Origin of the sequence: Salmonella sp. WC3 (assembly GCF_042932255.1) — a bacterium.
In the GTDB taxonomy this organism is placed as follows: domain Bacteria; phylum Pseudomonadota; class Gammaproteobacteria; order Enterobacterales; family Enterobacteriaceae; genus Salmonella; species Salmonella enterica.
In genome coordinates this window covers 431,440-454,945 of record NZ_CP170629.1, presented here as the reverse complement: position 1 = coordinate 454,945, position 23,506 = coordinate 431,440, and the positions used below count along the sequence as shown (strand labels likewise).

Below are 23,506 nucleotides of genomic sequence, written 5' to 3'. Positions count from 1 at the left end.
AAACAGAAGCCGTAAATGGAAAATGCCTTAGCATTTGTTAAACTTATAACGTCAGCTGCATAGGGAGAATAAAAATGAGTTTTATTAAAGAATTTCGCGAATTCGCGATGCGCGGGAATGTTGTGGATTTGGCAGTGGGTGTCATTATTGGCGCGGCATTCGGTAAGATTGTTTCTTCACTGGTTGCCGATATCATTATGCCGCCGTTGGGATTGTTAATCGGCGGGATCGACTTTAAACAATTTGCTTTTACGTTACGCGAAGCGCAGGGAGATATTCCGGCGGTCGTCATGCATTACGGCGTGTTTATCCAGAACGTATTTGATTTTGTGATTGTGGCCTTTGCTATCTTTGTTGCCATTAAGCTTATCAACAGACTCAACCGTAAAAAAGCAGAAGAGCCGGCAGCTCCGCCAGCGCCTTCTAAAGAGGAAGTGTTATTGGGCGAAATCCGCGATCTGCTGAAAGAACAAAATAACCGTTCTTAATAAGCAGAAGGCCAGTGGTAAAAAAGTTACTTACTTTCTTGCCACTGGCCTCCCAGTTCCCTCGATTACCGTGTTTACCTTTGCGCAGATAGCTTCCTTTGCCTTTCTTATTTTTTTCAACGCGTTGCCTGAAAAGGGGATCGTGCAGTAATGCCTCAATGGCATTGTCCTTTATCTGCCCTTTCTTATGTTGATAACGACTCATAATGTCTCCCGATTGTATAAATTAACGGCGCGAGTGTAGCCCCGCCGGTTCAATAAATCAACATCCTGATTTCGCTCCACTGGCCCCCTGTTCCAGGGCTTCCAGAATGGAACAATAGACGCTACTGTGGGCCGTTCCGCAACAAGCATCATTAAGCCTTTGTAACGAACGCTGCATCGTTTGCAGTTCCGCAATCCTGGCTTCAACCTCCTGCAATCGCTCTTGCACAATACTTTTTGACTCCTGACAGGTATGGTGCTCAGGATCAATTCGGATCGATAAAAGCTCGCGGATCGAGTCGAGCGTGAAACCCAACTGTCGCGCATAACGAATAAACTTGAGACGCTGTAGATCGTTTTCGGTATACAGACGAAACCCGCCTTCAGTACGTACCTCATGATCCATCATCTGCTGTTTTTCATAGTAGCGAATGGTATCAGGCGTTACGTCTGCCAGCTTTGCCAGCTCACCAATGCGATACATACAAGCTCCGTTAATTATCGTTGATTTTATGCAGCAGTTTTTCTGCATACTCACCGTGTAAAAAGTCGGTACTCAACCCAGCCTGCCGAAGTTTTAGTTCAAGCAGGGAGAGCTGGCGACTAACCTGATGGTATCGAGGGTCATCTTCCCGGATACTGTTGAGGATATCAAGTAACTGAATAGCGTCTCTGCGCTGCTCCAGTTCAGGGGGAAGACAGCCCGCATTCTTGAGTAAGCGATAACCCGCACGAAGTTCCGCCGGCACATGAGAATCATCATCCAGAATAAGCGGCTCGCCACGGCCAGGCAAATTATCAAACTCGCCTTTACGCTGTGCCTCGATAATATGACGCTCTGCCCACTGGTCAAGTAACCACATACGTCGCTCCAGGGATTGAACGAAAAGAATACAATTATTGTAGATATGTGGGGTTCAGGAGGATATAAAAAAACCCGCCGAAGCGGGTTTTTTTACGTTACTACAGATTACTCTGCAGCAGCTTCTGTTTTCTCTGAACGATCAACCAGCTCGATGTATGCCATCGGCGCGTTGTCGCCTGCACGGAAGCCACACTTCAGAATGCGAGTGTAACCACCGGCGCGGCTCGCGAAACGCGGGCCCAGCTCGTTAAACAGTTTTGCCACGATCTCGTTATCACGAGTACGGGCGAATGCCAGACGACGATTAGCAACGCTATCAGTCTTGGCAAGAGTAATCAGCGGCTCAACTACGCGACGCAGCTCTTTCGCTTTAGGCAGGGTCGTCTTGATGATTTCATGACGAACCAGTGAACCTGCCATGTTGCGGAACATAGCCTGGCGATGGCTGCTGTTGCGGTTCAGTTGACGACCACTCTTACGATGGCGCATGACCTTATCCTTCTCAGTAAAACCTTAACCTGTGATCCGGTTACTCGTCAGCGATGCTTGCCGGTGGCCAGTTTTCCAGGCGCATACCCAGAGACAGTCCACGGGAAGCCAGCACGTCTTTAATCTCGGTAAGAGATTTTTTACCCAGGTTAGGCGTCTTAAGAAGCTCAACCTCGGTACGCTGTACCAGATCACCGATATAGTGGATAGCTTCTGCCTTGAGGCAGTTAGCAGAGCGGACAGTCAATTCCAGATCGTCAACAGGGCGCAGCAGGATCGGATCGAATTCTGGTTTCTCTTCTTTCACTTCCGGTTGACGTACATCACGTAAATCAACGAAAGCTTCCAGTTGTTCAGCCAGGATGGTTGCCGCACGACGAATCGCCTCTTCAGGATCGATTGTGCCGTTGGTTTCCATTTCGATGACCAGCTTGTCCAGGTCGGTACGCTGTTCTACACGCGCTGCTTCAACATTGTAGGCAATACGCTCTACAGGGCTGTAGCAGGCGTCGACCAGCAGACGGCCGATTGGGCGCTCATCTTCTTCCGAATGAATTCGGGTAGAAGCCGGCACATAACCACGACCGCGCTGAACTTTGATACGCATACTAATAGACGCGTTTTCATCGGTCAGGTGGCAGATCACGTGCTGCGGCTTGACGATTTCGACATCCCCATCATGGGTGATATCGGCTGCAGTCACAGGGCCAATGCCAGATTTATTCAAGGTAAGAATAACTTCATCTTTACCCTGAACTCTCACCGCCAGCCCTTTCAGGTTGAGCAGGATTTCCAGGATGTCTTCCTGAACGCCTTCTTTGGTGCTGTACTCATGTAGTACACCATCAATCTCAACCTCGGTCACCGCGCAACCCGGCATCGATGAGAGCAGAATACGGCGCAGTGCGTTACCCAGAGTATGGCCGAAGCCACGCTCTAAAGGCTCAAGGGTCACCTTGGCGTGCGTCGAACTCACTTGCTCGATATCTACCAGGCGCGGTTTTAGAAACTCTGTCACAGAACCCTGCATTGTGTCCTCTCTTTGGTACTAAGCTTTACTTGGAGTAAAGCTCGACGATCAGGTGTTCGTTAATGTCCGCAGACAGATCAGAACGCTCAGGCTTACGCTTGTACGTACCTTCCATCTTGCCAGCATCAACTTCCAGCCAGGTTGGCTTTTCACGCTGCTCAGCCAGCTCCAGAGCGGCTTTCACGCGAGACTGCTTCTTCGCTTTCTCACGAATGCTAACAACGTCATTCGGACTAACCTGATAAGAAGCGATGTTAACAACACGACCGTTTACCATAATTGCTTTATGGCTAACCAGCTGACGTGCTTCTGCACGAGTGGCGCCGAAGCCCATACGGTATACAACGTTGTCCAGACGACCTTCCAGCAGAGCCAACAGGTTTTCACCGGTGTTGCCTTTCAGACGTGCTGCTTCTTTGTAGTAGTTACGGAACTGACGCTCCAGCACACCGTAAATGCGGCGAACTTTTTGCTTTTCACGCAACTGCACACCATAGTCAGACAGACGCTGCTTACGCGCACCGTGCTGGCCAGGAGCTTGTTCAATTTTACACTTGGTATCGATCGCGCGAACGCCAGACTTAAGGAATAAGTCGGTGCCCTCACGACGGCTCAGCTTGAGCTTAGGACCCAAATATCTTGCCATTTTCTTTCTCCAACTAACCTGGAAAACGAAGCGTTATACGCGACGTTTTTTCGGCGGACGACAACCGTTATGAGGGATCGGAGTCACATCAGTAATATTAGTGATGCGGAAACCAGCGGCGTTCAGAGCACGAATAGTAGATTCGCGGCCTGGACCCGGACCTTTAACCATAACTTCCAGATTCTTGATACCGTATTCTTTCACGGCGTCAGCGCAACGCTCTGCTGCAACCTGAGCTGCAAACGGAGTGGATTTGCGAGAACCACGGAAACCGGAACCACCGGCTGTTGCCCAACCCAGCGCATTACCCTGACGATCGGTAATAGTCACGATGGTGTTGTTGAAAGAAGCATGGATATGAGCCACGCCGTCAGAGACTTGTTTTCTTACACGTTTACGTGCGCGAACTGGTGCCTTTGCCATTATTCAATCACCCCGATTATTTCTTGATCGGTTTGCGCGGACCCTTACGGGTACGAGCGTTGGTCTTGGTACGCTGACCGCGAACCGGGAGACCACGACGATGACGCAAACCGCGATAGCAACCAAGATCCATCAGGCGCTTGATGCTCATGCTGATTTCACGGCGCAGATCACCTTCAACGACAAATTTGGCAACTTCGTCACGCAGCGTGTCGATTTGTTCTTCAGACAGCTCACTGATCTTAACATTTTCAGCGATACCCGCTGCAGCCAGGATGGCTTTAGAACGGGTCTTGCCGACACCGTAGATCGAAGTTAACGCGATCACGGCGTGTTTCTGATCAGGAATGTTAATGCCTGCTATACGGGCCACTATGCACTCCTACTATTTAATATGTACGTACCATGCTGAAAAGCCCGTTTTCAGGATACTCAAATGGAAACGTACAGACATACAAAAGATTGGCTGGCTAATCTAGCCAGCTCAACCCAACTTTGCAAGAAAAATATGCGAAAAAATCAGCCTTGGCGCTGTTTATGCTTCGGCTCGGCACTGCAAATCACACGGATGACACCATCACGCTTAACGATTTTGCAGTTACGGCATAATTTCTTGACGGAAGCACGAACTTTCATTTTTACTCTCCGTAACTTCTCAGGCGACCAATTAACGGCCGTAGCCTTTCAGGTTCGCCTTCTTCAATGCAGACTCATACTGACTGGACATCATCAGAGTTTGCACTTGAGCCATAAAGTCCATAATCACGACAACAACGATAAGCAGTGAGGTCCCACCGAAGTAGAACGGCACTTTCATTGCATCACGCATGAACTCCGGGATCAGGCAGATAAAGGTAATATACAGCGCACCAACCAGGGTCAGGCGGGTCATTACTTTATCGATATACTTCGCCGTTTGCTCTCCCGGACGAATTCCTGGTACAAATGCACCGGACTTCTTCAGGTTATCTGCTGTTTCACGCGGGTTGAAAACCAACGCCGTGTAGAAGAAACAGAAGAAGATGATTGCAGACGCATAGAGTAACACATAAAGCGGTTGCCCAGGCTGCAAATACAGCGAAATTGTTGTCAGCCAGTTCCAACCAGTACCGCCCCCGAACCATGACGCGATGGTCGCCGGGAACAGAATAATACTGGAAGCGAAGATTGCCGGGATTACCCCCGCCATATTCACTTTCAGCGGTAAATGTGTGCTCTGTGCAGCATAGACACGACGACCTTGCTGACGTTTGGCGTAGTTTACCACAATACGGCGTTGACCACGTTCAACGAATACTACAAAGAACGTCACTGCAAATACTAATACTGCAACCAACAGCAACACGAGGAAGTGCAGGTCGCCTTGACGCGCTTGCTCGATAGTATGGGCAATGGCTGGCGGGAGTCCCGCAACGATACCAGCGAAGATGATGATTGAGATACCGTTACCGATACCGCGCTCAGTAATCTGTTCGCCGAGCCACATCAGGAACATGGTTCCTGTAACCAGACTTACAACAGCGGTGAAATAGAATGCAAAGCCTGGATTCATCACCAGGCCCTGCATACCAGGCATATTCGGCAAACCGGTAGCAATACCGATCGACTGGAATATCGCCAGCACCAGAGTACCGTAACGGGTGTACTGGCTGATCTTACGACGACCAGACTCCCCTTCTTTCTTAATTTCTGCCAGCGTTGGATGAACCACCGTCAACAGCTGGATAATGATCGACGCCGAAATATACGGCATGATCCCCAGGGCAAAGATAGAAGCACGGCTGAGAGCACCACCAGAGAACATGTTAAACATTTCAATGATGGTGCCTCGCTGTTGCTCAAGCAGTTTGGCAAGTACAGCGGCATCAATACCAGGGATCGGAATAAAAGAGCCAATACGGAACACAATCAGCGCGCCGATAACAAACAGCAGTCTGCGTTTCAGCTCACCTAAGCCACCTTTGGCACTTTGAAAATCTAATCCCGGTTGTTTAGCCATCTGCTACTTATTCCTCGATTTTACCGCCAGCAGCTTCGATAGCAGCACGAGCGCCTTTAGTAACACGCAGGCCACGAACAGTTACCGGAGTAGTGACTTCGCCAGCCAGGATCACTTTCGCGAACTCGATCTGGATACCGATAATGTTTGCCGCTTTCAGCGTGTTCAGGTCTACAACGCCGCCTTCTACTTTCGCCAGGTCAGACAGACGAACTTCGGCTGTAATCGCTGCTTTGCGAGAAGTGAAGCCGAATTTCGGCAGACGACGGTACAGAGGCATCTGACCACCCTCGAAACCGCGACGTACGCCACCGCCAGAACGAGACTTCTGACCTTTGTGACCACGACCACCGGTTTTACCGAGGCCAGAACCGATACCACGACCCAGGCGTTTACCCGCCTTTTTGGAGCCTTCGGCCGGAGACAGAGTATTTAAACGCATCTCTTACTCCTCAACTTTAACCATGAAGGAAACCGCGTTGACCATACCACGAACAGCAGGAGTATCCTCGCGCTCTACGGTGTGGCCAATACGACGCAGACCCAGGCCAAGCAGCGTTGCCTTGTGTTTCGGCAGACGACCGATTGCACTGCGGGTTTGAGTAATTTTAATAGTCTTTGCCATGGTTTATTTCCCCAGAATTTCTTCAACGGATTTACCACGCTTGGCAGCGACCATTTCTGGAGAATTCATATTTTCCAGGCCATCAATAGTTGCACGAACCACGTTGATCGGGTTGGTGGAACCGTATGCTTTAGCCAGAACGTTATGAACCCCAGCAACTTCCAGAACGGCGCGCATTGCACCACCGGCGATGATACCGGTACCTTCGGAAGCTGGCTGCATGAATACACGAGACCCCGTGTGAACACCTTTAACCGGGTGCTGCAGGGTGCCGTTGTTCAGCGCGACGTTAATCATATTGCGACGGGCTTTTTCCATCGCTTTCTGGATCGCTGCTGGAACTTCACGCGCTTTACCGTAACCAAAACCTACGCGACCGTTACCATCGCCTACTACAGTCAGAGCTGTGAAGGAGAAAATACGACCACCTTTAACGGTTTTAGATACGCGGTTTACCGCGATCAGCTTTTCCTGCAGTTCGCCAGCTTGTTTTTCGATGTGAGCCATCTTACACCTCTACCTTAGAACTGAAGGCCAGCTTCACGGGCAGCATCTGCCAGTGCCTGGACACGACCATGATATTGGAACCCGGAACGGTCAAAGGACACATCTTTGATGCCTTTTTCCAGAGCGCGTTCAGCGACAGCTTTACCCACAGCTGCAGCCGCGTCTTTGTTACCGGTGTACTTCAGTTGTTCAGCGATAGCTTTTTCTACAGTAGAAGCAGCTACCAGAACTTCAGAACCGTTCGGTGCAATTACCTGTGCGTAAATATGACGCGGGGTACGATGTACCACCAGGCGAGTTGCGCCCAGCTCTTTGAGCTTGCGGCGTGCGCGGGTCGCACGACGGATACGAGCAGATTTCTTATCCATAGTGTTACCTTACTTCTTCTTAGCCTCTTTGGTACGCACGACTTCGTCGGCGTAACGAACACCCTTGCCTTTGTAAGGCTCAGGACGACGGTAGGCGCGCAGATCTGCTGCAACCTGGCCGATCACCTGCTTATCAGCGCCTTTCAGCACGATTTCAGTTTGAGTCGGACATTCAGCAGTAATACCTGCCGGCAGCTGATGGTCAACCGGGTGAGAGAAACCTAAAGACAGGTTTACTACATTCCCTTTAACCGCTGCACGATAACCTACACCAACCAGCTGCAGCTTCTTAGTGAAGCCTTCGGTAACACCGATAACCATTGAGTTCAGCAGGGCACGCGCGGTACCAGCCTGTGCCCAACCGTCTGCGTAACCATCACGCGGACCGAAGGTCAGTGCATTATCTGCATGTTTAACTTCAACAGCATCGTTGAGAGTACGAGTCAGCTCGCCGTTTTTACCTTTGATCGTAATAACCTGACCGTTGATTTTGACATCAACGCCGGCAGGAACAACGACCGGTGCTTTAGCAACACGAGACATTTTTTCCTCCGATTAGGCTACGTAGCAGATAATTTCGCCACCAAGACCAGCCTGGCGCGCTGCACGATCAGTCATAACACCTTTAGAGGTAGAAACAACTGCGATACCCAGACCGGCCATAACTTTCGGCAGCTCATCTTTACGTTTGTAGATGCGCAGACCTGGGCGGCTGACACGCTGAATGCTTTCTACAACAGCTTTACCCTGGAAATACTTAAGAGTCAGTTCCAGTTCCGGCTTGGTGTCGCCTTCAACTTTAAAATCTTCAATAAAACCTTCTTCCTTCAGCACGTTGGCAATTGCCACTTTCAGCTTGGAGGAAGGCATGGTGACCGCAGCTTTGTTCGCGGCCTGACCGTTACGGATACGGGTCAGCATATCCGCGATCGGATCTTGCATGCTCATCTGTCTTTACTCCCGTGATTCAATTGGTGACAATTACCAGCTAGCCTTTTTCAGACCCGGAATTTCACCGCGCATAGCGGCTTCACGGACCTTAATACGGCTCAACCCGAACTTCCGCAGGAAAGCGTGCGGACGACCAGTTTGACGGCAGCGGTTACGCTGACGTGACGGGCTGGAATCACGCGGCAGAGTCTGCAGCTTAAGAACCGCATTCCAACGATCTTCGTCGGTTGCGTTCACATCAGAGATGATCGCTTTCAGTTCAGCGCGTTTCGCGAAGTATTTATCAGCTAAAGCTACGCGTTTTACTTCGCGTGCTTTCATTGATTGCTTAGCCATTTAGTAACCCTACCTTACTTGCGGAACGGGAAGTCAAAGGCAGCCAGCAGAGCACGGCCTTCTTCGTCAGATTTCGCAGTAGTGGTAATGGTAATATCCAAACCACGAATGCGGTCGACTTTATCGTAGTCGATTTCTGGGAAGATGATCTGCTCACGGACACCCATGCTGTAGTTACCACGACCGTCGAATGACTTAGCGGACAAGCCACGGAAGTCACGGATACGAGGAACAGCAATAGTGATCAGGCGCTCAAAGAACTCCCACATGCGTTCGCCACGCAGAGTTACTTTACAGCCGATCGGATAGCCCTGACGGATTTTGAAGCCTGCAACAGATTTGCGTGCTTTGGTGATCAACGGTTTTTGACCGGAGATTGCTGTCAGGTCTGCTGCTGCGTTATCCAGCAGTTTCTTGTCAGCGATCGCTTCACCAACACCCATGTTCAGGGTGATCTTCTCGACCCGAGGGACTTGCATGACAGAATTGTAGTTAAACTCAGTCATGAGTTTGTTAACTACTTCGTCTTTGTAGTAATCATGCAGTTTCGCCATCGTACTACTCCAAATTACTTGATAGTTTCGCTGTTAGACTTGAAGAAACGGACTTTTTTGCCGTCTTCGAATCTAAAGCCTACACGGTCAGCCTTGCCGGTTGCCGCATTGAAGATTGCAACGTTAGAAACCTGAATTGCAGCTTCTTTTTCAACGATGCCGCCCGGTTGGTTCAGAGCCGGAACCGGCTTCTGGTGTTTCTTAACCAGGTTGATACCTTCAACAATGACCTTGCCGGAAGACAGGACATTCTTAACTTTACCGCGTTTACCTTTATCTTTACCGGTTAACACGATAACTTCGTCATCACGACGGATTTTCGCTGCCATGATTCGCTCCTTAGAGTACTTCTGGTGCCAGAGAGATAATTTTCATGAACTTCTCGTTACGAAGTTCACGAGTTACCGGCCCAAAAATACGCGTACCGATAGGCTGCTCGCTGTTATTGTTTAAAATAACGCATGCATTACCATCGAAGCGAATGACAGAACCGTCCGGGCGACGAACACCCTTCTTGGTGCGCACCACTACCGCCTTCAGCACATCACCTTTTTTGACCTTACCACGCGGAATCGCTTCTTTGATGGTGATCTTAATGATGTCGCCTACGCCTGCGTAGCGACGGTGCGAGCCACCCAGAACCTTGATACACATTACGCGACGTGCACCGGAGTTGTCGGCGACGTTCAGCATAGTCTGTTCTTGGATCATTTTAGTGCTCCGCTAATGTCAACTACTACTGAGACCCGAAAATCAGGTCGTTAAAAAAACCCCATATCGAGGGCGCGGCATTATAACACCGCAAATCAGATATGGGTAGAAAAAATAAACGGCCCATCGCTGAGCCGTTTATTCGTTGAGAATGCGTACTGTATTACAGAACCGCTTTCTCTACAACGCGAACCAGAGTCCAGGATTTGGTCTTGGACAGCGGACGGCATTCGCGGATTTCAACCACGTCGCCGATACCGCATTCGTTGTTCTCGTCATGTACGTGCATTTTGGTCGTACGCTTGATGAATTTACCGTAGATCGGGTGTTTCACAAAACGTTCGATAGCAACAACAATGGATTTCTCCATTTTGTCGCTAACCACGCGACCTTGCAGAGTACGGATTTTATCGGTCATTACGCACCCGCCTTCTCAGTCAGTAAAGTCTTAACGCGTGCGACATCACGACGCACTTGCTTCAACAGGTGAGACTGTTGCAGCTGGCCACTTGCAGCCTGCATACGCAGGTTGAACTGCTCACGCAGCAGGTTCAGTAGCTCGGTGTTCAGCTCTTCAACGCTCTTCTCACGCAGCTCTTTTGCTTTCATTACATCACCGTCTTAGTTACAAAGGTGGTTTTAATCGGCAGTTTCGCTGCTGCCAGCTTGAATGCTTCACGGGCCAGCTCTTCCGGTACGCCGTCCATTTCATACAGGACTTTACCCGGCTGAATCAAGGCAACCCAATACTCCACGTTACCTTTACCTTTACCCATACGCACTGCCAGCGGCTTTTCAGTGATCGGTTTGTCCGGGAATACACGGATCCAGATCTTACCTTGACGCTTAACTGCACGGGTCATAGCACGACGTGCTGCTTCGATCTGACGGGCAGTCAGACGACCACGGCCAACAGCTTTCAGGCCGAAGCTGCCGAAGCTAACATCCGCGCCTGCAGCCAGACCACGGTTGCGGCCTTTGTGCATTTTACGGAATTTTGTACGCTTTGGTTGTAACATCAGCGACGCTCCTTATTTACGGCCTTTACGCTGCTGCTTTTTCGGTTGAGCAGCCGGTTTTTCCGGTTGTTCAACAGCAGCCATACCACCCAGGATCTCGCCTTTGAAGATCCACACTTTAACGCCGATTACACCATAAGTGGTGTGCGCTTCAGAGGTGTTGTAGTCGATGTCAGCACGCAGAGTGTGCAGCGGTACGCGACCTTCGCGGTACCATTCGGTACGTGCGATTTCCGCGCCGCCCAGACGGCCGCTAACTTCAACTTTGATACCTTTAGCGCCCAGACGCATGGCGTTCTGTACAGCACGCTTCATCGCACGACGGAACATAACGCGACGTTCCAGCTGAGAAGTGATGCTGTCAGCAACCAGTTTAGCGTCCAGTTCAGGTTTACGAACTTCGGCGATGTTGATCTGTGCAGGAACGCCAGCGATATCCGCTACGACCTTACGCAGTTTTTCTACGTCTTCACCTTTTTTACCGATAACGATACCCGGGCGAGCGGTGTGAATAGTCACACGGATGCTCTTAGCCGGACGCTCGATAACGATACGAGATACAGACGCTTTAGCCAGTTCCTTCGTCAGGTACTGACGTACTTTAAAATCGCTGTCCAGGTTGTCAGCGAATTCTTTGGTGTTCGCAAACCAGGTAGAGTTCCATGGTTTTACAATACCCAGGCGAATACCATTAGGATGTACTTTCTGACCCATTGCTAGTCTCCAGAGTCTCAGCGATCGGACACAACCACAGTGATGTGGCTGGTGCGCTTCAGGATGCGATCTGCACGACCTTTTGCACGCGGCATAATGCGCTTCATGCTCGGGCCTTCGTCTACGAAAATTTTCGTAACTTTCAGATCGTCAATGTCAGCGCCATCGTTGTGTTCAGCGTTAGCAATGGCAGATTCCAGAACTTTCTTGACCAGTACAGCCGCTTTCTTGTTGGTGTAGGTCAGAATATCCAGAGCCTGCGACACTTTCTTACCGCGAATCAGGTCAGCAACAAGGCGAACCTTCTGAGCAGAAGAACGAGCATGGCGATGTTTAGCGATAGTTTCCATCTCTTCCTCCTACCTTATTTCTTCTTCGCTTTTTTATCAGCAGCGTGGCCGCGATAAGTACGAGTCGGTGCGAATTCACCCAGTTTGTGACCGACCATTTCGTCGGAAACAAATACCGGAACGTGCTGACGACCATTATGGACAGCGATGGTCAAACCGATCATGTTAGGAAAGATCGTTGAACGACGGGACCAAGTGCGCAGGGGCTTCTTGTCTCCGCTTTCCACCGCTTTCTCTACCTTCTTCAGCAAGTGCAGGTCAATAAAAGGACCTTTCTTGAGAGAACGTGGCATGGCTTATCCTCTAAAATTATTTGCTACGGCGACGTACGATGAATTTATCAGTACGCTTGTTGCTGCGGGTCTTCTTACCTTTGGTCTGAACGCCCCACGGAGTTACCGGGTGCTTACCAAAGTTACGACCTTCACCACCACCATGTGGGTGGTCTACTGGGTTCATCGCAGTACCGCGAACGGTAGGACGAACGCCACGCCAGCGTGCAGCACCTGCTTTACCCAGAACGCGCAGCATATGCTCAGCATTGCCAACTTCGCCCAGGGTTGCACGGCAGTCTGCTTCGACTTTACGCATTTCACCAGAACGCAGACGCAGGGTGACATAAGCGCCATCGCGAGCAACGATCTGAACGTAAGTACCAGCGGAACGTGCCAGCTGACCGCCTTTACCTGGTTTCATTTCTACGTTATGAACGGTAGAACCAACCGGGATATTGCGCATCGGCAGGGTGTTGCCTGCTTTGATTGCAGCATCAACGCCAGACTGAATCTGGTCGCCAGCTTTCAGGCCTTTCGGGGCCAGGATGTAACGGCGTTCGCCGTCTTTGTACAGAACCAGCGCGATGTTCGCGGAACGGTTCGGATCGTACTCAAGACGTTCAACAACTGCCGGGATACCGTCTTTGTTGCGTTTGAAGTCAACAATACGATAAGCCTGTTTGTGACCACCACCGATATGACGAGTGGTGATACGGCCATTGTTGTTACGACCACCGGATTTGCTGTTTTTTTCAACCAGCGGAGCAAAAGGTTTGCCCTTGTGCAGCTCTGGGTTGACCACTTTAACGACGTGGCGACGACCCGGAGATGTCGGTTTACATTTAACAACTGCCATTGTATTACTCCTCCGACTTACTCAGCGCCGCCGACGAAGTCCAGATTCTGGCCTTCTTTCAGGGTGACGTAAGCTTTTTTCCAGTCGCTACGACGACCGATACGCTGTCCGTGACGTTTAACTTTCCCTTTAACGACCAGGGTGTTAACGACTTCGACTTCGACTTCAAACAGTTTCTGCACAGCAGCTTTGATTTCTGCTTTGGTCGCGTCTTTAGCAACTTTGAGAACGATGGTGTTGGTTTTTTCCATCGCAGTAGACGCTTTTTCAGAAACGTGCGGTGCGCGCAGCACCTTCAGCAGACGTTCTTCACGAATCATGCCAGCATCTCCTCAACTTGCTTAACAGCATCAGCAGTCATTACGACTTTGTCGAAGGCGATCAGGCTAACCGGGTCGATACCAGTCGCATCGCGTACGTCAACCTTGTGCAGGTTACGTGCGGCCAGGAACAGGTTCTCGTCCAGCTCACCGGTGATGATCAGCACATCTTCCAGAGCCATGTCTTTCAGTTTCTGTGCCAGCAGCTTAGTTTTCGGCGCTTCTACAGAGAACTTCTCGACAACGATCAGACGATCCTGACGTACCAGTTCGGACAGGATGCTTTTCAGCGCGCCGCGGTACATCTTCTTGTTAACTTTTTGACTGTGGTCCTGCGGACGAGCAGCGAAGGTCACGCCACCGGAACGCCAGATCGGGCTCTTGATAGAACCTGAACGCGCACGGCCAGTGCCTTTCTGGCGCCACGGTTTTTTACCGGAACCAGTTACTTCAGCACGAGTCTTCTGAGCACGAGTACCCTGACGAGCACCAGCTGCATAAGCAACAACAACCTGGTGAACCAGCGCTTCGTTGAAATCACGACCGAAGGTAGTTTCGGAAACAGTCAGCGCGCTCTGCGCGTCTTTCAATACTAATTCCATTGCTATCCCCTTACGCCTTCACAGCTGGTTTAACGATCAGGTCGCAACCGGTTGCACCCGGAACACCACCCTTAACCAGCAGCAGGTTGCGCTCAGCGTCAACGCGTACTACGTCAAGGCTCTGAACGGTTACACGCTCATTACCCATCTGACCTGCCATTTTCTTGCCTTTGAACACTTTGCCCGGAGTCTGGTTCTGACCGATAGAACCCGGAACGCGGTGAGACAAGGAGTTACCGTGAGTAGCGTCCTGGGTACGGAAGTTCCAGCGCTTAACGGTACCAGCGAAACCTTTACCTTTAGAGGTACCGGTTACGTCAACTTTTTTAACGTCAGCAAACAGTTCAACGCTGATGCTCTGACCTACGGTGTATTCTTCGCCTTCAGCCAGACGGAATTCCCACAGACCACGGCCAGCTTCTACGCCAGCTTTAGCAAAGTGACCCGCTTCCGGCTTGGTGACACGGTTAGCTTTTTTAGCACCCGTAGTAACCTGAACAGCGCGGTAGCCATCGTTAGCCAGGTCTTTAACCTGAGTAACACGGTTTGCTTCAACTTCGATTACGGTTACTGGGATAGAGACGCCATCTTCAGTGAAGATGCGGGTCATACCCACTTTTTTACCGACTAAACCAATCATTGTATCAACCTCTCAATCGCTCGATGACCTGATTAACCCAGGCTGATCTGCACGTCTACACCGGCAGCCAGGTCCAGACGCATCAGAGCATCAACGGTTTTCTCGGTTGGCTCAACGATGTCAACCAGACGCTTGTGAGTGCGAATTTCGTACTGATCGCGCGCATCTTTGTTAACGTGCGGAGAGATGAGAACGGTAAAGCGCTCTTTGCGGGTCGGCAGCGGGATCGGACCGCGAACCTGCGCACCAGTGCGCTTGGCAGTCTCGACGATTTCCGCGGTTGATTGATCGATCAGACGATGATCAAACGCTTTCAGGCGGATACGGATTCTTTGGTTCTGCATGAGACCAGAGCTCCAATTATTTTATAAACGAAAATGATTACTCCTCACACCCATTACGATTGATGGGAGAGTGTAACCGTTCTTACGTAGCTCCCCGATTGGGAGCATTGTTAAATAGCCAAATCGGCTATTCGAGGTTCAAATCGAACCTGCCGTCAATTACGACAAGCCCGCGCATTATACGTAAATCTCAGCCTGACGCAAGTGTCGGATAGAAATTAAGCGCTTTATTCTTATGCGAACATGATTCCAGATGGTACGCATGGGATGGCAACGCGCATCTTTTCTTTGGAAGGCATCAGGCAAACCTGGCAATACGTCGTTGTCGCTGTCGCATAAATCTATAAAGGTGAGCACAAGCCTTGACGAGGATTTGCTTATGTTTGTTGCCCTCCCCTTTCTCATTTTTTATGCGTCGTTCTCTTTATTACTTGGCATATACGACGCGCGTACCGGTCTGTTGCCTGACCGGTTTACCTGTCCATTACTGTGGGGGGGTCTGCTTTATCACCAGATTTGCCTGCCAGAGCGTTTACCGGATGCGCTTTGGGGTGCTATCGCCGGCTATGGCGGATTCGCGTTAATTTACTGGGGCTATCGCCTGCGTTATCAGAAAGAGGGGCTCGGATATGGCGACGTCAAGTACCTTGCTGCCTTAGGGGCGTGGCATTGTTGGGAAACACTGCCGTTACTGGTTTTCCTTGCCGCTATGTTGGCCTGTGGCGGGTTTGGCGTCGCGCTACTGGTGAGAGGTAAATCGGCATTAATAAACCCGCTACCTTTTGGGCCATGGCTGGCGGTGGCGGGTTTCATAACAGGTTGGAAAGTTTTCTTTCCAGACGGTTAATCGGTAACCTTAATTTGTGATTGCAGATAATTTTGCATACCAAGTTTGGCAATCAAATCCAGCTCAGTTTCCAGCCAGTCGATGTGGCCTTCCTCGTCGGCAAGAATTTCAATCATCATATCCCGGCTGACATAATCATGAACGCTATCGGCATAGGCTATTGCCTCACGTAGATCTTTTGCGCCTTCCAGTTCGAGTCGGAGATCCGATCGTAGCATCTCTTCGACATCTTCACCGATGCCCAGCTTGCTCAGATCCTGTAGGTTCGGTATGCCTTCCAGAAATAAAATACGCTCAATATACTTATCGGCGTGTTTCATCTCATCAATGGATTCATGGTACTCAACATCATTAAGCCGGGTCAGGCCCCAGTTTTTGAACATACGGGCATGAAGAAAATACTGATTAATTGCGACAAGCTCATTTCCCAATAGTTTATTGAGATAATTTATGATTTTAACATCACCTTTCATTTTATAGTCCCTCCGCTTCCACTCTCTAGAGTGTAGATGGGGCTACAGGGATGTCAAAAAAAAGAGTGTGACTCAGGCGATCTCTTTAAATTCCGGCATTTGCGTTAACTCATCCTGCATCACTTCTCGCGCGGCGCGAATACACTTACCACATTGATTTCCCACAGGAATAAATTTACGCAACTGTTGAAATGACTGTGGATGAAATTGTCGTACAGCCTGGCGGATTTTTTTATCGCTTATACCATTACACAAACAAACGTACATGATCGCTCCCGTTCAATTTCCGCACAAAGTGTAAATGAGAATGGTTATGATTACAATAGCACAAAGCGATTTACGCCACGGGAGAAGCGTTAAAAAGGGTGAATAAATATAACAGCGGCTAAATAGCAGGCAACAAAAAGGGCGCCGAAGCGCCCTCTTCAATTCAAAACTAATTAACGAGTAATTAGCCCAGAACTTTAGCAACAACGCCCGCGCCAACGGTACGGCCGCCTTCACGGATTGCGAAACGCAGACCGTCGTCCATCGCGATCGGGTGGATCAGGGTAACAACCATTTTGATGTTGTCGCCCGGCATTACCATCTCTACGCCTTCCGGCAGTTCGATGGTGCCAGTCACGTCAGTAGTACGGAAGTAGAACTGCGGACGGTAGCCTTTGAAGAACGGAGTATGACGGCCGCCTTCATCTTTGGACAGAATGTACACTTCAGATTCGAACTTGGTGTGCGGCTTGATGGTGCCCGGCTTAGCCAGTACCTGACCACGTTCGATTTCTTCACGTTTGATACCACGCAGCAGAACACCTACGTTCTCACCGGCACGGCCTTCGTCCAGCAGTTTGCGGAACATTTCAACGCCAGTACAGGTAGACTTCTGAGTCTCTTTGATACCAACGATTTCAACTTCTTCGCCCACTTTGATGATACCGCGCTCTACACGACCGGTAACAACGGTACCACGACCGGAGATGGAGAATACGTCTTCGATCGGCAGCAGGAACGGCTTGTCAATCGCACGCTCTGGTTCCGGAATATAAGAATCCAGGAAGCCAGCCAGTTCGATGATTTTCGCTTCCCACTCTGCGTCGCCTTCCAGCGCTTTCAGAGCAGAACCACGAACGATCGGAGTGTCGTCGCCCGGGAAGTCGTACTGAGATAGCAGTTCGCGAACTTCCATCTCAACCAGTTCCAGCAGCTCTTCGTCATCAACCATGTCGCATTTGTTCAGGAACACGATGATGTACGGAACGCCTACCTGACGACCCAGCAGGATGTGCTCACGGGTCTGCGGCATCGGGCCGTCAGTCGCAGCAACAACCAGGATCGCGCCGTCCATCTGAGCAGCACCGGTGATCATGTTTTTAACATAGTCGGCGTGCCCCGGGCAGTCTACGTGTGCGTAGTGGCGGGTCGGGGTATCGTATTCAACGTGAGAAGTGTTGATGGTGATACCACGCGCTTTTTCTTCCGGCGCGTTATCGATCTGGTCGAATGCACGAGCAGCACCGCCGTAGGTTTTAGCCAGTACGGTGGTGATTGCAGCGGTCAGGGTAGTTTTACCGTGGTCAACGTGGCCGATGGTGCCGACGTTAACGTGCGGTTTTGTACGTTCAAATTTTTCTTTAGACACGGCTATATTCCTTACTATAGCGCTCTCCCCTTCAGGAGAGAGCACGGGATTTTGGTTTTTAACCCTGCGGCTTATTTACCACGGGCTTCGATTACGGCCTGAGCAACGTTGTTCGGCGCATCATCATACTTCAGGAATTCCATAGTGTACGATGCGCGACCTTTGGTCAGAGAACGCAGCTGAGTTGCATATCCGAACATTTCAGACAGCGGTACTTCAGCGTGGATCTTAACGCCTGTAACTTCAGATTCCTGACCTTTGAGCATACCACGACGGCGGCTAAGGTCGCCGATAACGTCACCGGTATTCTCTTCAGGTGTTTCTACTTCAACCTTCATGATCGGCTCAAGCAGAACTGGTTTTGCTTTCTTAAAGCCTTCTTTAAAGGCGATAGACGCAGCCAGTTTAAACGCCAGCTCAGAGGAGTCAACGTCATGGTAAGAACCGAAGTGCAGACGCACACCGAGATCAACTACCGGATAACCAGCCAGCGGGCCAGATTTCAGCTGCTCCTGGATGCCTTTATCAACGGCCGGGATGTATTCGCCAGGAATTACACCACCTTTGATGTCGTTGATGAACTCGTAACCTTTCGGGTTAGAGCCCGGCTCCAGCGGGTACATGTCGATAACAACATGACCATACTGACCGCGACCACCAGACTGTTTCGCGTGTTTACCTTCGATGTCGGTAACTTTCGCGCGAATCGCTTCGCGGTAAGCAACCTGAGGTTTACCCACGTTAGCTTCAACGTTGAATTCACGCTTCATACGGTCAACGATGATATCCAGGTGAAGTTCACCCATACCAGCGATGATGGTCTGGTTAGATTCTTCATCAGTCCATACGCGGAATGACGGGTCTTCTTTCGCCAGACGGCCCAGAGCCAGACCCATTTTTTCCTGGTCAGCTTTGGTTTTCGGTTCTACCGCGATGGAGATTACCGGCTCAGGGAATTCCATACGTTCCAGAATGATCGGGTTTTCCGGATCACACAGGGTGTCACCGGTAGTCACGTCTTTCAGGCCGATAGCAGCCGCGATGTCGCCCGCGCGAACTTCTTTGATCTCTTCACGTTTGTTGGCGTGCATCTGAACGATACGACCGAAACGCTCACGTGCGGTTTTCACGGAGTTCAGTACGGTATCACCAGAGTTAACCACACCGGAGTACACACGGAAGAAGGTCAGGTTACCCACAAACGGGTCGGTAGCGATTTTGAACGCCAGCGCAGAGAACGGCTCGTCGTCGCTTGCGTGACGCTCAGCCGGAGTATCTTTACCGTCGTCCAGAATACCGTTGATCGCAGGTACGTCTACCGGGGATGGCAGGTAATCAATTACCGCATCCAGCATCGCCTGAACACCTTTGTTCTTGAATGCAGAACCACAGGTTACCAGGATGATTTCGTTGTTCAGAACGCGCTGACGCAGAGCTTGTTTGATCTCTTCTTCAGTCAGTTCTTCACCACCCAGGTATTTTTCCATCAGCTCTTCAGAAGCTTCTGCGGCGGACTCGATCAGGTTCTGGTGCCATTCGTTAGCCAGGTCCTGCATGTCAGCCGGGATATCTTCGTATTCGAAGGTAACGCCCTGGTCGGCATCGTTCCAGTTGATGGCTTTCATTTTCACCAGGTCAACAACGCCGGTGAAACCTTCTTCAGCACCAATTGCCAGCTGCAGCGGAACCGGGTTCGCGCCCAGACGGGTTTTGATCTGACCAACAACTTTCAGGAAGTTCGCGCCCATGCGGTCCATTTTGTTAACGAACGCAATACGCGGAACTTTGTATTTGTTTGCCTGACGCCATACGGTTTCAGACTGCGGCTGAACACCACCAACTGCGCAGTAAACCATTACCGCACCATCGAGAACACGCATGGAACGTTCTACTTCGATAGTGAAGTCAACGTGCCCCGGGGTGTCGATGATGTTGATGCGATGCGGTTCATACTGCTTAGCCATACCAGACCAGAATGCAGTAGTCGCTGCGGAGGTGATAGTAATACCACGCTCCTGCTCCTGCTCCATCCAGTCCATGGTAGCTGCGCCGTCATGAACTTCACCGATTTTGTGGTTTACACCGGTGTAGAACAGAATACGTTCGGTAGTAGTGGTTTTACCGGCGTCGATGTGCGCACTGATACCGATATTACGGTAGCGTGCGATGGGTGTTGTACGAGCCATTTGATTCCTCGTTGATATCTTTAGGCGTTCAGTTAAGTTATCCAAAACGGGCGACTTACCTGAAGCGCCCGCCTGGTGACTATGACTCCGAAGGGATTACCAACGGTAGTGTGCGAACGCCTTGTTGGCTTCTGCCATACGGTGAACGTCTTCACGTTTCTTAACTGCAGTACCTTTGTTGTCTGCAGCATCAGAAAGTTCGTTCGCCAGGCGCAGAGCCATGGATTTATCACCGCGTTTACGAGCAGCTTCTACGATCCAACGCATTGCCAGAGCATTACGACGGACCGGACGGACTTCAACTGGTACCTGATAAGTAGAACCACCTACACGGCGGGATTTAACTTCTACAGTCGGGCGAACGTTTTCGAGAGCGACTTCGAAAGCTTCCAGTTCAGATTTACCAGAACGCTGAGCCAGGGTCTCCAGCGCGCTGTATACGATTGATTCTGCAGTAGATTTTTTACCATCTACCATCAGGATATTGACAAATTTAGCCAGCAGTTCTGATCCGAACTTCGGATCCGGCAGAATTTTACGCTGACCAATGACGCGACGACGTGGCATGGAAATACTCCGTTGTTAATTCAGGATTGTCCAAAACTCTACGAGTTTAGTTTGACATTAATTTAAAACGTTTGGCCTTACTTAACGGAGAACCATTAAGCCTTAGGACGCTTCACGCCGTACTTAGAACGAGCTTGCTTACGGTCTTTAACGCCGGAGCAGTCAAGCGCGCCACGAACGGTGTGGTAACGAACACCCGGGAGGTCTTTAACACGACCGCCACGGATCAGGATCACGGAGTGCTCCTGCAGGTTGTGACCTTCACCACCGATGTAGGAAGTCACTTCAAAACCGTTAGTCAGACGAACACGGCAAACTTTACGCAGTGCGGAGTTCGGTTTTTTAGGAGTGGTAGTATATACACGAGTACATACGCCACGTTTTTGCGGGCATGCTTCCAGCGCAGGCACGTTGCTTTTCGCAACTTTGCGAGCACGTGGTTTGCGTACCAGCTGGTTAACTGTTGCCATTAAATAGCTCCTGGTTTTAGCTTTTGCTTCGTAAACACGTAATAAAACGCCCTCACACAATATGAGGACGCCGAATTTTAGGGCGGTGTCGAAAAGGTGTCAAGAAATATACAACGATCCCGCCATCACCAGGCCATCTGGTTGGCATACTTAACCGTGAGTCTGACAAACTCAGTATAGTCAACCCTGACGACACTGTCTGAAATTTGACCACCCAGGCCGCGGGCGTCAATGTCTTCTTTCAAGGCATAGACCGTTATGGGGGCATCGCGCAGACTTTCAAGGAAGCGGTTACCTTCAATCGCGACGGTAACGCCATCCTGGAGCAGCAAAAGCGCATCGCCCTCTTTTAGCAGGCGCAGCAAAGCGGGAAAATCAACGCTCGAAGCGCAATGAGGTAAGGTATGCAGCATAAACGCCTCAGAATCTCAGGATGACATCATAGTTGCCAAGCTCGCGGCGTAACGCCACGGGTTCCAGCGGCGTGGCGTCTACCACAAAATTAATGTTCTCCAGACCACGCTCGCGCAGCGATGCCGCGCAGATCCAGCATTGATCAATATCGTACAAATCAAAGAGCTTGAAAGTAGCAATATAGTCACGCGCCAGTACAGCGTCTGGTTTTTGTCCGGGTAATAACTGAAAGACGCCGTCGCTGATAAAAAAGACGCCCAGCGCTTCCGTTAGCGCTGACGTCGCCAGCAGCGCATCCAGCCCTTCACGGCCTGAGGCGCTGCCGTGCGGCGCGGTGGAAAAGACAAATGCAATACGTTTCATTAAAACTGCACCACCCGATCGCAGGTGAGAGATGCCTCCGCCAGCGCGCCCAGGCCGCTTAGCGTAAAGCCCGGCTGAAGATTGGCGGACGGCAACGCCAGTCTGCCGGCTTCAGTTTCATCAATAATACCGCGACGAAGCGCCGCCGCGACACAGATGTTCAGCGCTACGCCATGCTGCGTATTCAATTTCTGCCAGGCGCGTACCAGATCATATTCATCGCTCGCCGGCGAGGTCAGGAGATTGGCGTTATAGACACCTTCCCGATAGAAAAAGACGCTGGCTAACTCATGCCCCTCATTGAGCAGCGCGTGGGCGAACTGCAATGCGCTGCTGGCCTGCTGGGTGCCATATGCCGCCCCGGTGACCATAATGGCATAACGCATTATTTATCCTGCCCCTGAAAATCGCCGCTTTTGAACTGGCGAATATAGAGGTAAACCGTGTGTTTTGATATATTCAGACGATCGGCTACCTGGTTAATGGCGTCTTTAATATCGAAAATGCCTTTTTCGTACAGGTTAAGGACGATCTGACGATTTTTCGCATTGTTAGAGACATTACGATCGGCATTCACTTCTTCGATCGTGAACTCCAGCGTCTGGGTGACTAAATCTTCGACTGAGGAGGCAAAATTAACCGCTGAGCCGACTTCCGGCGTTTCCGGCGGAATAAAGGTATTCATAATCTGTGAAAATGGCACATCAAGATTCATGTTGATGCACAGTAGACCAATGACGCGCTGCTCGCGGTTGCGAATGGCAATCGTCAACGACTTCATCAAGACACCGCTTTTCGCGCGCGTGAAATAGCATTTCGACACGCTACTGTCCGCCCCTGTCATGTCGTGCAACATGCGCAACGCCAGGTCGGTAATCGGCGAGCCAATTTTACGGCCCGTATGTTCGCCATTGGCAATACGAATGGCTGAACATTTTAGATCCTGCAAAGAGTGCAATACGATTTCACAATGGGAACCTATAAGCATCGCTAACCCGTCCACTACCGCTTCGTAGGATTTCAGAATATCGAAGTCGGTTTGCTCGAAGGGACGCTGATCCAGCAAATCAAGTTCACTGGTTTCGTTGGTTAAAAGCGACCTGGACATGAAAAAAAACACTCCTTTTCAGGAGCCTGTCGTTATGTTTTCAGGGCAGGCTCATTATTTACGCGGATGATTAAATTAATACAGTGAGGGTTCATCTTTCCAGTACTAATTTGCTCGTCTATTTCA

The 23,506-nt window shown here is 50.4% G+C and carries 42 protein-coding genes and 1 pseudogene; 2 read left to right on the top strand and 41 right to left on the bottom strand.

The genetic code is table 11. From position 1 onward, the window contains the following. The first annotated feature begins 74 nt into the window (after positions 1-74). Positions 75-488 (top strand): large-conductance mechanosensitive channel protein MscL, encoded by a 414-nt coding sequence (gene mscL / locus ACFK9X_RS02155; protein WP_000008119.1) that lies wholly within the window; start codon positions 75-77, stop codon positions 486-488. A 1-nt stretch (position 489) separates the two neighbouring features. Here mscL and ACFK9X_RS02150 read toward each other — a convergent pair. From ACFK9X_RS02150 to rpsJ, 31 genes and pseudogenes are all read right to left on the bottom strand, one after another. Then, positions 490-693: pseudogene (locus ACFK9X_RS02150) on the bottom strand (alternative ribosome-rescue factor A); the annotation flags it as partial. 57 nt (positions 694-750) lie between these two features. Continuing rightward, positions 751-1,176, bottom strand: coding sequence for a Zn(2+)-responsive transcriptional regulator (gene zntR, locus ACFK9X_RS02145; protein WP_000285585.1), 426 nt, complete (start codon positions 1,174-1,176; stop codon positions 751-753). A 10-nt stretch (positions 1,177-1,186) separates the two neighbouring features. Continuing rightward, a complete protein-coding gene (locus tag ACFK9X_RS02140) occupies positions 1,187-1,555 on the bottom strand; it encodes a DUF1992 domain-containing protein (RefSeq protein WP_000266515.1) in 369 nt (122 codons plus the stop codon). A 107-nt stretch (positions 1,556-1,662) separates the two neighbouring features. Further along, positions 1,663-2,046 carry a 50S ribosomal protein L17 gene (gene rplQ / locus ACFK9X_RS02135; RefSeq protein ID WP_001216370.1) on the bottom strand — a complete coding sequence of 128 codons (384 nt, stop codon included), beginning with the start codon at positions 2,044-2,046 and terminating at the stop codon, positions 1,663-1,665. 40 nt (positions 2,047-2,086) lie between these two features. Then, positions 2,087-3,076 (bottom strand): DNA-directed RNA polymerase subunit alpha, encoded by a 990-nt coding sequence (locus ACFK9X_RS02130; RefSeq protein WP_001162094.1) that lies wholly within the window; start codon positions 3,074-3,076, stop codon positions 2,087-2,089. Positions 3,077-3,101: 25 nt separating this feature from the next. Beyond that, positions 3,102-3,722, bottom strand: a complete 621-nt coding sequence (gene rpsD, locus ACFK9X_RS02125) for a 30S ribosomal protein S4 (RefSeq protein ID WP_151115394.1) — start codon at positions 3,720-3,722, stop codon at positions 3,102-3,104. A gap of 33 nt (positions 3,723-3,755) precedes the next feature. After that, entirely contained in the window at positions 3,756-4,145 is a 390-nt protein-coding gene (gene rpsK / locus ACFK9X_RS02120) for a 30S ribosomal protein S11 (RefSeq protein WP_001029758.1), read from the bottom strand. Between the two features lie 16 nt (positions 4,146-4,161). Next, positions 4,162-4,518, bottom strand: coding sequence for a 30S ribosomal protein S13 (gene rpsM, locus ACFK9X_RS02115; protein WP_000090780.1), 357 nt, complete (start codon positions 4,516-4,518; stop codon positions 4,162-4,164). A 146-nt stretch (positions 4,519-4,664) separates the two neighbouring features. Beyond that, complete coding sequence (rpmJ, locus tag ACFK9X_RS02110) at positions 4,665-4,781, bottom strand: 50S ribosomal protein L36 (protein WP_000868187.1); 117 nt, start codon at positions 4,779-4,781, stop codon at positions 4,665-4,667. A gap of 31 nt (positions 4,782-4,812) precedes the next feature. Next, positions 4,813-6,144, bottom strand: coding sequence for a preprotein translocase subunit SecY (gene secY / locus ACFK9X_RS02105; RefSeq protein ID WP_001118864.1), 1,332 nt, complete (start codon positions 6,142-6,144; stop codon positions 4,813-4,815). Positions 6,145-6,151: 7 nt separating this feature from the next. Beyond that, on the bottom strand, positions 6,152-6,586 hold the full coding sequence (rplO, locus tag ACFK9X_RS02100) for a 50S ribosomal protein L15 (RefSeq protein ID WP_001238917.1): 435 nt from the start codon (positions 6,584-6,586) through the stop codon (positions 6,152-6,154). Positions 6,587-6,589: 3 nt separating this feature from the next. After that, positions 6,590-6,769 (bottom strand): 50S ribosomal protein L30, encoded by a 180-nt coding sequence (gene rpmD, locus ACFK9X_RS02095; RefSeq protein ID WP_001140434.1) that lies wholly within the window; start codon positions 6,767-6,769, stop codon positions 6,590-6,592. Positions 6,770-6,772: 3 nt separating this feature from the next. After that, entirely contained in the window at positions 6,773-7,276 is a 504-nt protein-coding gene (gene rpsE, locus ACFK9X_RS02090) for a 30S ribosomal protein S5 (protein ID WP_000940121.1), read from the bottom strand. Positions 7,277-7,290: 14 nt separating this feature from the next. Then, entirely contained in the window at positions 7,291-7,644 is a 354-nt protein-coding gene (gene rplR / locus ACFK9X_RS02085; RefSeq protein ID WP_000358956.1) for a 50S ribosomal protein L18, read from the bottom strand. 9 nt (positions 7,645-7,653) lie between these two features. Next, the gene (rplF, locus tag ACFK9X_RS02080; RefSeq protein ID WP_000091939.1) at positions 7,654-8,187 is read right to left on the bottom strand and encodes a 50S ribosomal protein L6; all 534 of its coding nucleotides are present in this window, start codon (positions 8,185-8,187) and stop codon (positions 7,654-7,656) included. A gap of 12 nt (positions 8,188-8,199) precedes the next feature. Then, on the bottom strand, positions 8,200-8,592 hold the full coding sequence (rpsH, locus tag ACFK9X_RS02075; RefSeq protein WP_000062611.1) for a 30S ribosomal protein S8: 393 nt from the start codon (positions 8,590-8,592) through the stop codon (positions 8,200-8,202). Between the two features lie 33 nt (positions 8,593-8,625). Continuing rightward, the gene (gene rpsN / locus ACFK9X_RS02070; protein WP_001118932.1) at positions 8,626-8,931 is read right to left on the bottom strand and encodes a 30S ribosomal protein S14; all 306 of its coding nucleotides are present in this window, start codon (positions 8,929-8,931) and stop codon (positions 8,626-8,628) included. Between the two features lie 14 nt (positions 8,932-8,945). Further along, positions 8,946-9,485 (bottom strand): 50S ribosomal protein L5, encoded by a 540-nt coding sequence (gene rplE / locus ACFK9X_RS02065; RefSeq protein WP_023891695.1) that lies wholly within the window; start codon positions 9,483-9,485, stop codon positions 8,946-8,948. A gap of 14 nt (positions 9,486-9,499) precedes the next feature. After that, positions 9,500-9,814, bottom strand: coding sequence for a 50S ribosomal protein L24 (gene rplX, locus ACFK9X_RS02060; protein WP_000729185.1), 315 nt, complete (start codon positions 9,812-9,814; stop codon positions 9,500-9,502). A gap of 10 nt (positions 9,815-9,824) precedes the next feature. Continuing rightward, positions 9,825-10,196 carry a 50S ribosomal protein L14 gene (gene rplN, locus ACFK9X_RS02055; protein WP_000613954.1) on the bottom strand — a complete coding sequence of 124 codons (372 nt, stop codon included), beginning with the start codon at positions 10,194-10,196 and terminating at the stop codon, positions 9,825-9,827. A gap of 163 nt (positions 10,197-10,359) precedes the next feature. After that, on the bottom strand, positions 10,360-10,614 hold the full coding sequence (gene rpsQ, locus ACFK9X_RS02050; protein ID WP_000130101.1) for a 30S ribosomal protein S17: 255 nt from the start codon (positions 10,612-10,614) through the stop codon (positions 10,360-10,362). Then, complete coding sequence (rpmC, locus tag ACFK9X_RS02045) at positions 10,614-10,805, bottom strand: 50S ribosomal protein L29 (protein WP_000644742.1); 192 nt, start codon at positions 10,803-10,805, stop codon at positions 10,614-10,616. The genes rpsQ and rpmC overlap by 1 nt, the downstream gene beginning before the upstream one ends. Next, on the bottom strand, positions 10,805-11,215 hold the full coding sequence (rplP, locus tag ACFK9X_RS02040) for a 50S ribosomal protein L16 (protein ID WP_000941208.1): 411 nt from the start codon (positions 11,213-11,215) through the stop codon (positions 10,805-10,807). Before rplP ends, rpmC begins: the two co-directional genes overlap by 1 nt. Positions 11,216-11,227: 12 nt before the next feature. Next, the gene (rpsC, locus tag ACFK9X_RS02035) at positions 11,228-11,929 is read right to left on the bottom strand and encodes a 30S ribosomal protein S3 (RefSeq protein ID WP_000529945.1); all 702 of its coding nucleotides are present in this window, start codon (positions 11,927-11,929) and stop codon (positions 11,228-11,230) included. Positions 11,930-11,946: 17 nt separating this feature from the next. Further along, entirely contained in the window at positions 11,947-12,279 is a 333-nt protein-coding gene (gene rplV / locus ACFK9X_RS02030; protein WP_000447529.1) for a 50S ribosomal protein L22, read from the bottom strand. A gap of 14 nt (positions 12,280-12,293) precedes the next feature. Continuing rightward, on the bottom strand, positions 12,294-12,572 hold the full coding sequence (gene rpsS, locus ACFK9X_RS02025; RefSeq protein ID WP_001138115.1) for a 30S ribosomal protein S19: 279 nt from the start codon (positions 12,570-12,572) through the stop codon (positions 12,294-12,296). 16 nt (positions 12,573-12,588) lie between these two features. Further along, on the bottom strand, positions 12,589-13,410 hold the full coding sequence (rplB, locus tag ACFK9X_RS02020) for a 50S ribosomal protein L2 (protein ID WP_000301869.1): 822 nt from the start codon (positions 13,408-13,410) through the stop codon (positions 12,589-12,591). Positions 13,411-13,427: 17 nt separating this feature from the next. Then, entirely contained in the window at positions 13,428-13,730 is a 303-nt protein-coding gene (gene rplW / locus ACFK9X_RS02015; protein WP_000617546.1) for a 50S ribosomal protein L23, read from the bottom strand. Then, positions 13,727-14,332 (bottom strand): 50S ribosomal protein L4, encoded by a 606-nt coding sequence (gene rplD / locus ACFK9X_RS02010; protein WP_000424395.1) that lies wholly within the window; start codon positions 14,330-14,332, stop codon positions 13,727-13,729. The genes rplW and rplD overlap by 4 nt, the downstream gene beginning before the upstream one ends. A gap of 10 nt (positions 14,333-14,342) precedes the next feature. Further along, positions 14,343-14,972, bottom strand: coding sequence for a 50S ribosomal protein L3 (gene rplC, locus ACFK9X_RS02005; protein WP_000579838.1), 630 nt, complete (start codon positions 14,970-14,972; stop codon positions 14,343-14,345). Between the two features lie 32 nt (positions 14,973-15,004). Beyond that, positions 15,005-15,316 (bottom strand): 30S ribosomal protein S10, encoded by a 312-nt coding sequence (gene rpsJ / locus ACFK9X_RS02000; protein WP_001181005.1) that lies wholly within the window; start codon positions 15,314-15,316, stop codon positions 15,005-15,007. Positions 15,317-15,695: 379 nt separating this feature from the next. Between rpsJ and hopD the strand changes: the two genes are divergently transcribed. Continuing rightward, positions 15,696-16,163, top strand: a complete 468-nt coding sequence (gene hopD / locus ACFK9X_RS01995; protein WP_000495848.1) for an A24 family peptidase — start codon at positions 15,696-15,698, stop codon at positions 16,161-16,163. Here hopD and bfr read toward each other — a convergent pair. The 10 genes from bfr to ACFK9X_RS01945 form a co-directional block, all read right to left on the bottom strand. Beyond that, entirely contained in the window at positions 16,160-16,636 is a 477-nt protein-coding gene (bfr, locus tag ACFK9X_RS01990) for a bacterioferritin (protein WP_151115392.1), read from the bottom strand. The two genes, hopD and bfr, sit on opposite strands and share 4 nt — an antisense overlap. A gap of 72 nt (positions 16,637-16,708) precedes the next feature. Continuing rightward, entirely contained in the window at positions 16,709-16,903 is a 195-nt protein-coding gene (bfd, locus tag ACFK9X_RS01985; RefSeq protein WP_000289082.1) for a bacterioferritin-associated ferredoxin, read from the bottom strand. Positions 16,904-17,087: 184 nt separating this feature from the next. Further along, positions 17,088-18,272, bottom strand: a complete 1,185-nt coding sequence (tuf, locus tag ACFK9X_RS01980) for an elongation factor Tu (protein ID WP_000031748.1) — start codon at positions 18,270-18,272, stop codon at positions 17,088-17,090. 71 nt (positions 18,273-18,343) lie between these two features. Then, positions 18,344-20,458 carry an elongation factor G gene (gene fusA / locus ACFK9X_RS01975; protein WP_000124693.1) on the bottom strand — a complete coding sequence of 705 codons (2,115 nt, stop codon included), beginning with the start codon at positions 20,456-20,458 and terminating at the stop codon, positions 18,344-18,346. A gap of 96 nt (positions 20,459-20,554) precedes the next feature. Continuing rightward, entirely contained in the window at positions 20,555-21,025 is a 471-nt protein-coding gene (rpsG, locus tag ACFK9X_RS01970) for a 30S ribosomal protein S7 (RefSeq protein ID WP_001138042.1), read from the bottom strand. 95 nt (positions 21,026-21,120) lie between these two features. Beyond that, entirely contained in the window at positions 21,121-21,495 is a 375-nt protein-coding gene (gene rpsL / locus ACFK9X_RS01965; protein ID WP_000246815.1) for a 30S ribosomal protein S12, read from the bottom strand. Between the two features lie 125 nt (positions 21,496-21,620). After that, on the bottom strand, positions 21,621-21,908 hold the full coding sequence (tusB, locus tag ACFK9X_RS01960; RefSeq protein WP_000903400.1) for a sulfurtransferase complex subunit TusB: 288 nt from the start codon (positions 21,906-21,908) through the stop codon (positions 21,621-21,623). A 7-nt stretch (positions 21,909-21,915) separates the two neighbouring features. Then, a complete protein-coding gene (gene tusC, locus ACFK9X_RS01955) occupies positions 21,916-22,272 on the bottom strand; it encodes a sulfurtransferase complex subunit TusC (RefSeq protein WP_000820704.1) in 357 nt (118 codons plus the stop codon). Next, positions 22,272-22,658 carry a sulfurtransferase complex subunit TusD gene (gene tusD, locus ACFK9X_RS01950; RefSeq protein ID WP_023227839.1) on the bottom strand — a complete coding sequence of 129 codons (387 nt, stop codon included), beginning with the start codon at positions 22,656-22,658 and terminating at the stop codon, positions 22,272-22,274. The genes tusC and tusD overlap by 1 nt, the downstream gene beginning before the upstream one ends. Further along, positions 22,658-23,380, bottom strand: a complete 723-nt coding sequence (locus ACFK9X_RS01945; protein ID WP_000091471.1) for a transcriptional regulator — start codon at positions 23,378-23,380, stop codon at positions 22,658-22,660. Before ACFK9X_RS01945 ends, tusD begins: the two co-directional genes overlap by 1 nt. Positions 23,381-23,506 lie beyond the last annotated feature (126 nt).